Genomic DNA, 14,089 nt, shown 5'->3' on the forward strand with positions numbered 1-14,089 from the left:
AATGAGATAATTCACTTTATTAATGAATTAATTATATATTATCCTTTTTTATTTACATTTGTATCTTAAAACTTAACCATGTTAATAGGAAAAAAGCTAAAAGCGAAGAGCACTGAAAAAAATTTCAGTGCTGATTATATTGCGGAAAAAGTTGGTATTGATATTTCTACATACAGAAAATATGAAAGAGATGATGTATCACCCAACTTAGAGAAATTAAAAAAAATAGCTGATGCTTTAGAGACTCCTTTTCTTTCCTTAATTGAATCACCCGAGCAAGATATTGACATTATTGATAATAAAGCACGTCTTTACAACTATACCTTAAAGTTATCTCAGAAAGCAATAGAACAGTATGAAGAGCAAATAAAAGATTTGAAAGAAGATAAAGAATATTTAAGAAAGGAAATTATTACACTAAAGATGGAGATTAAAAGCTTAGAAAAAATACGATAGGTTTTATTTTATACAAAAGCAGCTTCAATATTTTTGAAGCTGCTTTTGTATAAAATAAATTATTAATTATGCTTTATCAGCCAGAGCCACGATATACTCACGGTTCATTCTGGCGATGTTTTCAAGGGAAATGCCTTTCGGACATTCCACTTCACATGCACCGGTATTGGAACAGTTTCCGAAACCTTCTTCGTCCATAGCCGTTACCATGTTCAGTACTCTTCGTTTTGCCTCTACTCTACCCTGAGGTAAAAGAGCAAACTGGGAAACTTTAGCACCTACAAACAGCATGGCAGATCCGTTTTTACACGAAGCCACACAAGCACCGCAGCTGATGCATGCTGCAGCATCCATTGCCTTGTCTGCATCTTCCTTAGGAACAGGAATAGCATTGGCATCCAGTGTATTTCCTGAAGTGTTTACTGAAATAAAGCCACCGGCAGCCATAATCCTGTCAAATGCACTTCTGTCTACGATCAAATCTTTGATTACCGGGAAAGCGGCACTTCTCCATGGTTCAATAACGATGGTTTCACCGTCTTTGAACATTCTCATGTGAAGCTGGCAGGTAGTGATCCCTGTATCCGGGCCGTGTGCTCTACCGTTTATATAAAGGGAGCACATTCCGCAGATCCCTTCACGACAGTCGTGGTCAAAAGCGATCGGCTCTTTTCCTTCGTTGATAAGATTTTCGTTAAGGATGTCCAACATTTCCAGAAATGAAGAATCTGTAGAAACATCCGATATTTTATAAGTCTCAAACTGACCTTTAGATTTATTGTTTTTTTGTCTCCAAATTTTCAGCGTAAGATGTAAGCCTTTTTTTGCACTCATAATTGTATATTTAAAGATTGGAGATTATTTGTAACTTCTCGTTTTCACCTCAATGTTGTCATAGATCAGGTCTTCTTTATGCAATACTTCTGTATTGATATCATCTTCCTGGTATTCCCAGATTCCAACGTATTTGAAGTTCACGTCATCCCTTTCAGCTTCACCGTCCGGAGTAGAATGGTCTTCACGGAAGTGGCCTCCACAAGATTCATTCCTGTGCAGCGCATCAATAGCCATCAACTGACCCAGTTCCAGGAAGTCTGCTACCCTGAACGCTTTTTCAAGCTCCGTATTCATCCCGTCATTATCTCCGGGCACTTTTACATTTTTCCAGAAGTCGGCTCTTACAGCCTCAATGTCTCTGATTGCTTCTCTCAGCCCTTCAGGAGTTCTTCCCATTCCTACTTTATTCCACATAATGTGTCCTAACTGCTTATGGAAATGGTCTACTGAGTGGGTACCTTTATTATTCAAGAAGAAATCAACCTTGTCTTTAATTGCTTTTTCAGCCTCGTCGAATGATGCAGAGTTTGTAGGAACGGATCCTGTTCTGATATCTGAGGAAAGGTAATCTGCAATGGTATAAGGAAGTACGAAATATCCGTCAGCAAGACCCTGCATTAAAGCAGAAGCTCCCAGTCTGTTCGCTCCGTGGTCTGAGAAATTGGCTTCCCCGATTACAAAACATCCCGGAATGGTAGACTGAAGGTTATAATCTACCCAGACACCACCCATGGTATAGTGAACCGCAGGATAAATCTTCATTGGGGTTTTGTAAGGATCATCAGCCGTAATTTTCTCATACATTACGAATAAGTTCCCATACTTTTCTTCTACCCAGCTTTTACCAAGATCATAAAGCTGTTGGTCTGTAGGGTTCTGGATATGTTTTTCAATAGCGGCTTCTCTACCTTTTTTCATGATCTCTGTTGAGAAATCAAGATAAACACCTTCCTGGGTATCGTTATTTTCAATTCCGAAACCGGCATCACATCTTTCCTTGGCTGCTCTTGAAGCAACGTCCCTAGGCACAAGGTTACCGAATGCCGGATATCTTCTTTCCAGATAATAATCCCTGTCTTCTTCTTTGATATTTTCAGGTCTAAGCTTGCCTTCTCTGATCGCCACTGAATCTTCAATTTTCTTAGGAACCCAGATTCTTCCGGAGTTTCTTAAGGATTCGGACATCAGCGTAAGTTTAGACTGCTGCGTTCCGTGAACCGGAATACACGTCGGGTGAATCTGTACGTAACAAGGATTCGCAAAGTACGCTCCTTTTTTATGGATTTTCCATGCTGCGGAAACATTGGATCCCATCGCATTGGTAGAAAGGAAATATACGTTTCCGTACCCTCCGGAAGCAATAACAACGGCGTGTGCGGAATGTCTTTCAATTTCACCTGTTACCAGGTTTCTTGCGATAATCCCTCTTGCTTTACCGTCAACAATTACAAGATCCATCATTTCATGACGGTTGTACATTTTGATCCTTCCTTTACCGATCTGGCGGCTCATGGCAGAGTAAGCACCTAACAATAACTGCTGTCCGGTCTGCCCTTTTGCATAGAAAGTTCTTTTTACCTGAACCCCGCCGAATGAACGGTTATCCAGCTGGCCTCCGTATTCTCTTCCGAAAGGAACACCCTGGGCAACACACTGGTCAATAATATTGGCAGAAACTTCAGCCAGTCTGTATACATTAGCTTCTCTTGCCCTGTAGTCACCCCCTTTGATGGTATCATAGAACAACCTGTAGGTAGAGTCACCGTCTCCCTGATAGTTTTTAGCGGCATTGATACCTCCCTGAGCAGCAATTGAGTGCGCTCTTCTCGGAGAATCCTGATAACAGAATGCCTTTACATTATAGCCCTGCTCAGCTAAAGTAGCTGCTGCAGAACCTCCTGCCAAACCTGTACCCACAACAATAATATCAATCTTATCTCTGTTGTTAGGGGCAACAAGGTTCATATGGTCTTTATGATTTTTCCACTTATCCTTTAAAGGACCTGCCGGAATTTTTGAATCTAATTTACTCATAATTATTATAGTGATATTATTGAGTTATAAAATGATAAACTGCGATAAATATAAAACCTGCCGGAATCAGGATAGAATACCATTTTCCAAATGCTTTGATTACCGGAGTGTATTTCGGATGTCTTGCCCCGATTGACTGGAATGAAGACTGGAACCCGTGACCTAAATGCAGTCCTAATAAAATGAAAGAAATTACATAGATAATTACCCTCCAGGCATCTTCAAACTTTGCGTGAAGATCTCCCCAGAACCGTGTTTCTTCAACCGGTAATCCGTCTACATATTTGTAGTTCATCTCGTGAAACCAGAAATCATACATATGAAGAAAAACAAATGCCAAGATCACACCGCCGGAAATAAGCATATTCCTTGACATCCAGCTGGAATTGTGAGAGGGGTTGTTTGATTCATATTTAATAGGACGCGCCGTCTGGTTTTTAAACTCCAAAACAAACCCCATTACAAAATGGAAAACCACAGCAAATATCAGAACCGGCTGCATTACAAATTGAATAAGAGGGTTATACCCCATAAATTGCGAAGCATTGTTGTAAGCATCCTCACCAAAAACCGACAAAAGGTTTACAGTAAGGTGCATCACCAGAAATATCAGCAAAAAAATTGCCGACAATGCCATAGCATACTTTCTACCTATCGTAGAACTCGTTAAACCTGCCATATAAGTTTAAATTTGATTTTCCACAAAATTAAGAAATGTTAACTACAACAAAAAGTGAGAAATCTCACATAAAGCCAGTTTGTAATGTTTCTAAATAAGATATTAAAGCATTTTAAATAAAAGAAAAACAAAAATTCCGGCTTTAATTTAAAGAATATGTTTTGCCGTTACAGATTATCCCCTTTGCAGATGCCGGAAGATATCTGACCTCAACATTTTTCAGCCTGCGTGAAGCCCGGTAAGGATTAATGATGAATTGTATTATTTTCTGCCGGTCGGTACTTTCCGTAATCCAGAAACAGGCTTTATCCCCTTTCTTTACCGACAGTATTTTATTTTTGGAAAATTCATGAACCAGGATTTCTGTTTTCTGATTTTCATAGAGGGTAAAACCGGTCCTCAATATAAAAAATGCAAGAACAGCCATAAGCAGTCTGGCAGAATTCCTGAAATTTAGATGCAGAACGACAAACCTCAACAGATAAACGATGATGAACAAAGAAAAAACTTCTGTCAGGTTCATCGGAATATTCTCGAAAAACACCGTATCAAACCCGGCAAACCAGTGGATCACCTTCAGCAATACATGAATGATAAAATCGTAAGCCGTATTGATTAAATGAAAATCGAGCCTGAGCGCTATCAAGGCTGTCATGACAAAAGACAGGACGATAATTATTTCCGAAAACGGAACAATAAAAAAATTGGCAATAATTGATATAAGTGAAAACTGATGGAAGTAATACAGGACCAAAGGAAGCGTTGCCAGCTGCGCAGAGAGTGAAATAGAAATGGTATTGAAAACTATTTTCTTAAACCACTGATTCTGCTTCGGGAAACACCTCAGTATCGGCCGGTTCAGCCAGAAGATCCCGAGAACGGCCAGAAAGCTCAGCTGAAAGCCTACATCAAAAACCTGCTGTGTATCTACAATTAAAATAATAAACGCCGAAAGCGACAGAGAATGCAGCAAATCAGGTTTTCGCTGAAGCATCACGTACACAAAGTAAACAGTAATCATAATGCTTGAACGCACAACCGAACTTCCAAAACCAATAAATACCGTAAAAAGCCAGATAAAAGCTAAGCTTGAAATCATGGCATATTTCCTGAACTTCAATGGTAAAATTTTAATTAATAATAAATAAAACAGTCCAAAAATCACAATGATATGCGTTCCTGAAATTGCCAGGAAATGCACCAGTCCGGACCTGTTAAAATCCTGAACAGTCTGCGCATCAATTTCCGTACGGTCCGCAAGGATAATCCCTTTTAAAAATTCCCGCGACACCGGAGAAATTTCTGTATTATCAATATTCTGCAGGACTTCTACCCTTTTTTGAGAAAACCTTTCATTTAAGCTCAGGTCAGACCTTTCGGCAGACCTTACGACACCATTGATATAGCATTGATAACCAATATTTTTACGGTTGAGATATTTTGCATAATCAAACTGGAAATCATATTGGGAAGACCGCGGTTTTGAAATATACGCCTGTGTTTTATAATAATGGTTAAAATCTAACGGCTTTTCGCTTTTCGGAACATATAAGACCGCATTGAAGTGTTCTTTTCCTGCCTGTACCTGTACAGCTGCCTCATACTTTCTGTTCTTTTCATTTGAATTGAGCTTTCTGGAAATCCTGAAAACAATGGTTTTATTCTGAGCAGGAAGATGGCCTTGGGAAGTAAAAGAAGAATTGTAAAAATGCAGTATAATTCCTGTTCCGAAAAACATGCATCCCAGCAGATAAGGCTTTATTTTATAAACTGCATAAGGTTTCAGAAAAGTAGAGATTAAAACAGTCAGACAAAACCCAATTACACAGGTAATATACTTTCCATCCAAAGAATACTGATCCTGAAACAGAATCCCGAGGATAAGACAGAGAACGAGAATAAGAAGCGGCTGTTTATTCAATTTCAAAATTTGTGGTACCCAAAAATATTTATTTGAATAAAAATTCACAAATCAATGTTTTAAATTTTTGAAAACCGCATCACATTCATCCGGAAAAAGAAAAATCGCAGAAAAAATTCCTACGATTATTTATAAATGATTAAAATTTTAAGCTTTCAGAATGATCTCAGCTGCATTTTCACTTGCCCCTTTTCCGCCAAGCTTTTCCCTCAACAGCTCATAATCTTTAAAAACCTCAAAACGTTTTTCAGTTTCCAGAATCTTTTTCAGTTCGTTTACCAGATTATTTGTATTCAAATCATTCTGAATGAGTTCCTTTACCACTTCCCGGTCCATGATCAGATTGACCAGAGAAATGTATTTGATATTCTTCACCAGTCTTTTTGCGATGGCGTAAGAAATTTTGCTTCCGCGGTAACAGACCACTTCAGGAACATTCAGTAAAGCGGTTTCCAGGGTTGCCGTTCCGGAAGTTACCAAGGCTGCCTTTGAACACCTCAGCAGGTCATAGGTTTTATTGGACACAAAATGAACATTGTCATCGGTATACTTTTCATAGAAATCTTTCGGAAGACTGGGTGCACCGGCAATAACAAACTGATATTCTTTAAAGTAAGGCCTTACGGACAGCATAATTTCCAGCATTTTTTCCACTTCCTGTTTCCGGGATCCCGGCAGTAGGGCGATAATTTCTTTCCCGTTTAAATCATTGTCTGCTTTAAAATAATCCGTTTCAATATCTTCAAGGGTCGAAATGGCATCCAGTAGCGGATGGCCTACAAAATGCGAATGAACGCCGTGCTTATTGTAGAAATCTTCTTCAAAAGGAAGGATCACCATCATTTCATCCACATATTTTTTAATGATTTCCACCCGGCCTTCTTTCCAGGCCCAGAGCTGCGGAGAAATATAATACACTATTTTTATTCCCAGTTCTTTGGCGAATTTTGCAATTCTCAGGTTAAATCCGGGATAATCAACCAGAATTAAAACATCCGGCCGGTTGTTTCTTATGTCTTCTTTACAGAATTTAATATTATTCAGAATTGTTTTCAGGTTCATGGCCACTTCCAGAAACCCCATAAACGCAAGGTCCCGGTAATGCTTTACCAGAGTTCCGCCCTGTGCAGTCATAAGATCGCCACCCCAGAACCTGAATTCAGATTCCGGATCTTTTTCCTTTAAAGCTTTCATTAAATTGCTTCCGTGCAGGTCTCCGGAAGCCTCTCCTGCAATAATATAATATTTCATTCTTCTGAAATCTTTATTTGTTTTCTGCCAGCCGTAACCTCACCCACTTTTCCAGGAAATTATTAATTATGGGAGGTTTCTATGACAGGAATAGAGAACAAAATAAGACGCTTTACCATCTTAATTTGTAAATTTGTTCAAAGATAATGATAAAAAATGTCAGAAGAATTTGAAATCCGGAATAAAATTGCAGAAAGCGGCCTGATCAATTTTGATCTTACTGATCTGGTTCCGAAAGGCATGAGAAAAGGTATTGACCTGAAAGATTTTCTGTTTATGGAAATGATTTTAAAAGAGAAAGATTTCCGTGAAAAAGTGGCGGCAATTGATGCTGAAGAATACAGGGATGCGTATGTATATATTTATAATTCCGCAGATGCCATCGTCCCGCTTTGGGCGTATTTCTTAATCACGGCAAAGCTTACGGGGGTCACGAAAAAGATTGTTTTCGGAAACCGTGAAGATCTGGAAGTCCTTTTAATGCATAATGCCGTTCAGAACCATGACTTTGAAGAAATGAGAGGGAAACGGGTACTGGTAAAAGGCTGTTCTGATAAAGAAATCCCGGAGAACGCGTATATCGAACTGGTGGAGCAGCTGCAGCCCCTTGTTAAGTCACTGATGTTCGGTGAAGCATGCTCCAATGTTCCGATCCTGAAAAATTAGGAACTGGCAAGCAGTAAACCGTGTTTAAAAAATTTAAGGAATATTTTTTGCTTGGCTTAGTGTATCTTAAATCCAAATAAACACAAACTATGAGTTTAATCGATCTACTTACAGGAAACCAGGTGGCTGATAAAGCCGAACAGAAATTCGGGATCAACAAAAATCAGATTATTGCTTTGCTTGCAGTGGCAGCACCGCTGATCATCTCTTACTTACGGAAGAAGTCACAGGATTCCAAAGAAGCAGAATCTTTGAATAATGCACTTGATAAAGATCATGACGGAAGTATTCTGGATGATGTTTCCCAGGCAGATGCACGTCAGGATGAAGGTGGTTCTATTCTGAATCATATATTCGGGAGTGACAAACAGAATGTGGAAAGTAAGCTTTCCCAGAACACAGGGATTTCCATTGATAAGATCGGCCCTGTTTTATCCATGCTGGCCCCTATTATTATGGGATATATCGGCAGGGAAAAACAGCAGAACAATGTAGGGGCAGGAGGCTTGGGAGATCTTCTGGGGGGCATTTTAGGAGGTGCCCAAAACCAGGCACAGCAACAGCAGTCCAGTCCTTTAAATGATATTTTGGGAAGTGTTCTCGGTAAAAATGATTCTCAGTCCTCAGGTAGCGGAAGTCCGTTAAATGATATCCTGGGAAATATCTTAGGCGGAGGAGATCAGAAAAAACAGCAAGGCGGAGGCGGATTGGGAGATATCCTGGGAAGCTTTCTTGGCGGGAAATAATTTAATTTAATTTTGTTATATAAAAAAGACCGGAGAAAATATTTTCCGGTCTTTTTATGCTTAGCTTTTTGCTTTTTCCTCTGAAGCCGAAGCTGTTACAGGTTTTGAAGCTTTTCTAAGTCTTCTTTTTCCATAGCTTCCGTTGTTGATCTTCCCTCTTTTGGATTTTTTGTCTCCTTTTCCCATAATAAAAAATGTTTAGTTGATTTCATACGAAATTAAAAAATATGAAGTAAAAATAAAAACCGAAGCTGTTAAAATTTTTATAAAACTAAACTTTAACCGTTTTCCATTTACCCTTTTTGAACAAAATAAAGGCAACAACAGTAATGAGGGTTTCGGCAGCAGGAATGGATATGAAAACCCCTTTCGGGCCCATTTCCAAATATTTTGAAAGAACATACGCTAACGGAATCTGAAAAAGCCAGAACCCGAAAAGATTGACCCAGGTAGGCGTCCAGGTATCCCCGGCTCCGTTAAAAGCATTGATCATCACCATACCGATACCGTAGAAAACAAATCCGATACTCATGATATGAAGGGCATTTTCAGCAAAACTTTTAATTTCAGTGTCCTGCGTGAAAAATCCTACTAAAAAGTCTCCTAAAAAGAAAAAGATCAGGCTCACTGTTACCATGAATATAACATTGTAGACTACCGTTTTCATAACAGACTGCTCAGCCCTCAGCATTTCATCGGCTCCCATATTCTGGCCTACCAGCGTGGATGCGGCATTGCTTAATCCCCAGGCCGGAAGCATGAAGAACATCATGAGCCGTAATGCAGTCTGATAGCCGGCCGATGCATTTTCGCCGCCTGTTGTGGCAACCAGCTGAGCCAGGAAAATCCAGCTGCACGAAGCGATGACAAACTGGAAAATCCCCGGTGTTGCAATTTTTATAACTGATTTTATCATTCCGAAATCCGGCTTAAAGTAATGAAGCCGAATCCTGAGCCTGCTATCCGCAATCAGCAGATGGTACAATTGATATGCAACACCCATACTTCTCCCGATGGTAGTTGCTAAAGCAGCGCCGGTAAGGCCCATTGCCGGCACCGGCCCAAGACCTTTAATTAAAACCGGACAAAGAATAATGTTGGCGATATTGGCAATCCAGAGTGATTTCATTGCAATGGCCGCATTTCCTGCTCCCCTGAAGATCCCGTTAATGAGGAATAAAAGCATAATGATCACACTGCTTCCCATCATGATCCTTGTAAAATCTTTCCCGTAAGCCGCTGCTTCAGGCTTTGAGCCCATCAGCACCAGGATTTCTTCTGCATAAACCACTCCGAAGAAACTTAAGACAACGGTGATAACAAGAGAAACCAATAAGACCTGTGCCGCACTCCGGGAAGCCTGCTCAGGATTTTTCTCACCGATCCTCCGTGCAACAACTGCCGTTGCAGCCATGCTCATCCCGATGGCAATGGAATACATTACGGACAGTACAGATTCTGTAAGCCCGACCGTCTGGATAGCATAACCACTTTCTTTCAGATGCCCGACGAAATACAGATCCACCAGCGCGAAAACAGATTCCATCGCCATTTCCAGCATCATCGGGATAGCCAGAAGAAGCACGGCACTTCTTATACTGCCCCGTGTATAATCTGCCTCTTCGCCATTCAGCGCTTTTTTTAAGAAGGCAATATATTTCATCATCGTATGATTATTTAAGTTTCAGCAAAAATATAGATTCAAAAACAATTACGGCTTGGCACAGGAAAAGTTTTTATTCAACATTCAAAAGAAAAAAAACAACAATAAATATTTATCGTAAAACAATAATTATTTATATATTTGCGGTAATAAAATATAAATCTATGAAACTAATCGGGAAAAATTCTCTTTCACAGTATATCAGCTATCTGCTTTTTATCTTATTCATTTTATTCGCCTGCCAATGTATTTATGCACTTATTGGTTTTAGTGTGTCATATTATAATCTTAAGACAGGAAATCATATATTTTCTGATTTTTTCATTATCGGAACTGACGTGGGCTGGTCTAAAAATAAGTGGACGCTACCGATGAATGATTTACTTAAATTCAAATTCTATGTTCCTTTTACGAAGCAAAATCTTATTACGGGAATATTTAATGCAGGCAGTGTCATGAATAATATCTTGAGAGAATTATTTATCATGCTCTTTCTCTACAGCAGCTATCAGATTTTTAAAGGAATCAGTAATGAAAATGTATTTAATGTCAAAGTCGTACTTTGGTTGCGGAGATTTGGATGGCTTAATGTTATTTTCACAGTAATCATGATTATAATTAATTTTTTTAATGCAAAAGATCTGTATGCCTTCGCTTATTCCGGAATACCATTCCTATTTTTTGGCGGATTAATATTATTTGTTGTTGAATTTTTCAAAAAAGGTCTGGAACTTCAAAATCAGGCTGACTTAACTATTTAATTATGGCAATCATCATCAATGTAGACGTCATGTTGGCGAAAAGAAAAATGCAGTCTCAGGAACTCGCGGAGAAGATAGGTATTACACAGGCTAATCTTTCCATTTTAAAAACAGGAAAAGCAAAAGCTGTCAAACTCTCAACCCTGGAATCCATCTGCAGGGTACTGGATTGCCAGCCGGGAGACATATTGGAATATAAACCTTAATTAAACAGTATAAAAAATGAAAAAATTATTTTTAGCGACATCAATGATCGCATTTAGCCTTTTGTCGGCACAGGAGTTGACCACCGAATATAAATATATGGTAACCTATGATGATCTGGCGAAATTTTCAGCATTGGTAAACAAAGAAAATATAAATACCTGCTATCAGAATGAAAACAATTCCTACTCATTGCTGGCACTGACGATTAAACTGAACAGTAAGCAGGTTTTCCAAAAGTTAATTTCAGAAAAAGCTGATTTGGAAAAAATATGCGACGGAAAAACACCTTTGATGTTTGCCGCGAAGTACGGAAATCTAGAATTTGCAAAAAAGCTTCTGGAAAACGGAGCCAAAAAAGAAACTAAAACCGATAAAGGATACAGTGCGCTGGATTACGCCAAAAAATATGAAAAAGCTGAGCTTGTCAAACTTTTAGAATAAAAATCATGGTTCTAAAATCCAGATGATAAACTTTATATCCGGTAATCCAACGTTTTTTACAGGCTAATTGCCGGATATATTGCTCATAATACAAAGAGGATTTAAGATTTCTTAAGATTTAAAATTAAAATTTTCTGTTAAAATTCTTTTTAACATTATAAAATCATATAAACATTCGCATCAATCATGATCACCGCTGAATCTAATCCATAGATTTGACAAAATTTTTAACCATGAAAAAATATCTGATTCTCCCCTTGCTGGCAATGTATCTTGCCTGTTTTGCCCAGAACAAAACGTACAATCTGAATTTCGAAAAGACCGATAATAATCTTCCTGTAAGCTGGGATGTTTTTGGCGACGGAAAAGCAAAAGTTTTTGCCGATACTGCCGAAAAACAGGAGGGAAAATTCTCTGCTGCCATTGAGTCTGATGAAAGTGAAGGTTTTAAAGCCCTCGGTTTCACCATTCCTGAAAATTATGCCGGAAAAAGAATAACCGTTTCAGGATACATCAAAACTGAAAATGTTACCGATGGTTTTGCCGGACTCTGGATGCGTATTGATCCTCAGATTGCTTTCGACAATATGCAGAACAGAGGGATTAAAGGCACTACTCCATGGACGAAATATGAAATAACACTTAATATGTCTCCCGAAAACTCTAAGAAAATTGTTTTGGGAGCTCTTTTATCCGGGAAAGGAAAAATGTGGGTTGATAACCTGAAGATAAGTATTGACGGAAAAGATGTTGAAAAGGCAAAGGTTTTAGAAAAGAAATTAACTAAAGCGGATGCAGATAAAGAATTTGATAACGGTTCGAAAATCAGCACTATTAATTTAGATCAGAATAATATCAACAACCTGAAAAATCTTGGTTTAATCTGGGGATATCTAAAGTATTACCATCCAAACGTTGCGGCAGGAAATTACAACTGGGATTATGAACTGTTCAGAATACTTCCAAAAATCAATGGTATGTCTGCAAAAGAAAGAGATGAGGTTCTGACAAACTGGATCAGTGGATTGGGAACTTTCCAGACCGAAAAAGCACCCTCTCAAGACGAGAAAGATGTAAAAATGAAACCGGATCTTGATTGGATCACCAATTCAGGATTTTCAAAAGAGCTGGAAGAAAAACTGTTACAGCTTAAAAATGCGAAAAGACCGAAAGTCAATCATTATGTGGATTTTGTGAGCGGTGTTAAAAATCCTGAGTTTAAAAACGAAAAAGCTTACGAAAGCATGACGTTTCCCGATGAAGGTTACCGCCTGCTGGCTCTTTACAGATACTGGAATATGATTCAGTATTACTTTCCTTACAAAAACCTCATCGAGGAAGACTGGAAAAGCGTTTTACCGGAATTTATCCCAACATTTCTGAATGCTAAAAACGAAACAGAATACACGCTTGCATCATTGGAAATTATTGCAAGGGTGCATGATACGCACGCCGGAATCTGGGGAAACAATAAAGTACTGGGTAAATATTATGGTGAAAAATATCCTCCGATGAAAGTAATTTTTGCCGAAAATAAATTAGTTATCGAACGTTTTTATAATGAGAATTTAAGTAAAGAAACCGGACTTCAGAAAGGAGATGTGATCACGGAAATCAATGGCGAAAGTGTAGAAAATATCGTTAAAAACAGGTTGAAATATACGCCAGCTTCCAACTATCCGACTCAGTTGAGGGATATTGCTTACAATATTTTAAAAAGTAATTCCGACAAAATTGATCTTACTATTTCAAGAAACGGAAACACAGAAGCAAAAACAGTAAAAACCTATTCTTTCAAAGAGCTTAACTATAAAAAGCAGGAAAAAGAATTCTTCAAAATGCTGGACAACAACGTTGCGTATGTCTATATGGGAAGCGTAGATTCTAAAAAGCTTGATGATGTTTTTAACCAGATAAAAAATACAAAAGGCCTGGTGATTGATTTCAGAAATTACCCTTCTGATTTCGTGACTGTTAAAATGGGGAAACTGTTAAAACAAAATTCTACGGAATTTGTAAAATTTACCAACACCGACAACAGCCAGCCCGGACTTTTCACTTTTACATCCAGCCAGAAAATTCCGGGAAGCGGAAACAATTATTACAAAGGGAAAATTGCTATTTTAATTAATGAAATCACGCAGAGCAGTGCAGAATATCATACGATGGCTTTCAGGACCGCCCCGAATGCTAAAGTTTTCGGTTCGATAACTGCAGGAGCCGACGGAAATGTTTCGGATATTGTGCTTCCCGGAAATATTTCAACCATGATCAGCGGAATCGGCGTTTATTACCCGGACGGAACAGAAACCCAGAGAATAGGTATCGTTCCTGATGTTGAAGTAAAACCAACGGTTGACGGAATTAAAAACAACAAGGATGAAGTGCTGGAAAAAGCAGTGGATTGGATTAAAAGTTAATCTTAAT

The 14,089-nt window shown here is 38.6% G+C and carries 14 protein-coding genes; 7 read left to right on the top strand and 7 right to left on the bottom strand.

Annotation, left to right across the window (positions count from 1 at the left end; genetic code table 11):
• Positions 1 to 78: 78 nt before the first annotated feature.
• Positions 79 to 456 carry a helix-turn-helix domain-containing protein gene (locus ASE55_RS01555; protein WP_056214602.1) on the top strand — a complete coding sequence of 126 codons (378 nt, stop codon included), beginning with the start codon at positions 79 to 81 and terminating at the stop codon, positions 454 to 456.
• 66 nt (positions 457 to 522) lie between these two features.
• Here ASE55_RS01555 and ASE55_RS01560 read toward each other — a convergent pair whose 3' ends face one another.
• The 5 genes from ASE55_RS01560 to lpxB form a co-directional block, all read right to left on the bottom strand.
• Positions 523 to 1,290, bottom strand: a complete 768-nt coding sequence (locus ASE55_RS01560) for a succinate dehydrogenase/fumarate reductase iron-sulfur subunit (protein WP_027387463.1) — start codon at positions 1,288 to 1,290, stop codon at positions 523 to 525.
• Between the two features lie 24 nt (positions 1,291 to 1,314).
• Positions 1,315 to 3,327 (bottom strand): fumarate reductase/succinate dehydrogenase flavoprotein subunit, encoded by a 2,013-nt coding sequence (locus tag ASE55_RS01565; RefSeq protein WP_056214604.1) that lies wholly within the window; start codon positions 3,325 to 3,327, stop codon positions 1,315 to 1,317.
• A 16-nt stretch (positions 3,328 to 3,343) separates the two neighbouring features.
• On the bottom strand, positions 3,344 to 4,006 hold the full coding sequence (locus ASE55_RS01570) for a succinate dehydrogenase cytochrome b subunit (RefSeq protein ID WP_056214607.1): 663 nt from the start codon (positions 4,004 to 4,006) through the stop codon (positions 3,344 to 3,346).
• Between the two features lie 142 nt (positions 4,007 to 4,148).
• Positions 4,149 to 5,933 carry a ComEC/Rec2 family competence protein gene (locus tag ASE55_RS01575; RefSeq protein ID WP_056214610.1) on the bottom strand — a complete coding sequence of 595 codons (1,785 nt, stop codon included), beginning with the start codon at positions 5,931 to 5,933 and terminating at the stop codon, positions 4,149 to 4,151.
• A 141-nt stretch (positions 5,934 to 6,074) separates the two neighbouring features.
• Complete coding sequence (lpxB, locus tag ASE55_RS01580; protein ID WP_056214613.1) at positions 6,075 to 7,178, bottom strand: lipid-A-disaccharide synthase; 1,104 nt, start codon at positions 7,176 to 7,178, stop codon at positions 6,075 to 6,077.
• A 156-nt stretch (positions 7,179 to 7,334) separates the two neighbouring features.
• Here lpxB and ASE55_RS01585 point away from each other — a divergent pair, with 156 nt between their 5' ends.
• Positions 7,335 to 7,844: a DUF2480 family protein gene (locus tag ASE55_RS01585; RefSeq protein ID WP_056214616.1), complete on the top strand. Its 510-nt coding sequence runs from the start codon at positions 7,335 to 7,337 to the stop codon at positions 7,842 to 7,844.
• Positions 7,845 to 7,933: 89 nt separating this feature from the next.
• A complete protein-coding gene (locus ASE55_RS01590; protein WP_056214619.1) occupies positions 7,934 to 8,590 on the top strand; it encodes a DUF937 domain-containing protein in 657 nt (218 codons plus the stop codon).
• A gap of 60 nt (positions 8,591 to 8,650) precedes the next feature.
• Here ASE55_RS01590 and ASE55_RS19770 read toward each other — a convergent pair whose 3' ends face one another.
• Positions 8,651 to 8,776 (bottom strand): 30S ribosomal protein THX, encoded by a 126-nt coding sequence (locus ASE55_RS19770; protein WP_082474317.1) that lies wholly within the window; start codon positions 8,774 to 8,776, stop codon positions 8,651 to 8,653.
• An 85-nt stretch (positions 8,777 to 8,861) separates the two neighbouring features.
• Positions 8,862 to 10,256 carry an MATE family efflux transporter gene (locus tag ASE55_RS01595; RefSeq protein ID WP_056214622.1) on the bottom strand — a complete coding sequence of 465 codons (1,395 nt, stop codon included), beginning with the start codon at positions 10,254 to 10,256 and terminating at the stop codon, positions 8,862 to 8,864.
• A gap of 161 nt (positions 10,257 to 10,417) precedes the next feature.
• Between ASE55_RS01595 and ASE55_RS01600 the strand changes: the two genes are divergently transcribed.
• From ASE55_RS01600 to ASE55_RS01615, 4 genes are all read left to right on the top strand, one after another.
• Positions 10,418 to 11,014 (top strand): DUF2975 domain-containing protein, encoded by a 597-nt coding sequence (locus ASE55_RS01600; RefSeq protein WP_056214625.1) that lies wholly within the window; start codon positions 10,418 to 10,420, stop codon positions 11,012 to 11,014.
• Between the two features lie 2 nt (positions 11,015 to 11,016).
• A complete protein-coding gene (locus tag ASE55_RS01605) occupies positions 11,017 to 11,220 on the top strand; it encodes a helix-turn-helix domain-containing protein (protein WP_056214628.1) in 204 nt (67 codons plus the stop codon).
• 16 nt (positions 11,221 to 11,236) lie between these two features.
• Positions 11,237 to 11,662: an ankyrin repeat domain-containing protein gene (locus tag ASE55_RS01610; protein ID WP_056214632.1), complete on the top strand. Its 426-nt coding sequence runs from the start codon at positions 11,237 to 11,239 to the stop codon at positions 11,660 to 11,662.
• A 233-nt stretch (positions 11,663 to 11,895) separates the two neighbouring features.
• Entirely contained in the window at positions 11,896 to 14,082 is a 2,187-nt protein-coding gene (locus ASE55_RS01615; protein ID WP_056214635.1) for a S41 family peptidase, read from the top strand.
• Positions 14,083 to 14,089: the final 7 nt, after the last annotated feature.

Source organism: Chryseobacterium sp. Leaf201 (genome assembly GCF_001421435.1).
GTDB lineage: Bacteria > Bacteroidota > Bacteroidia > Flavobacteriales > Weeksellaceae > Chryseobacterium.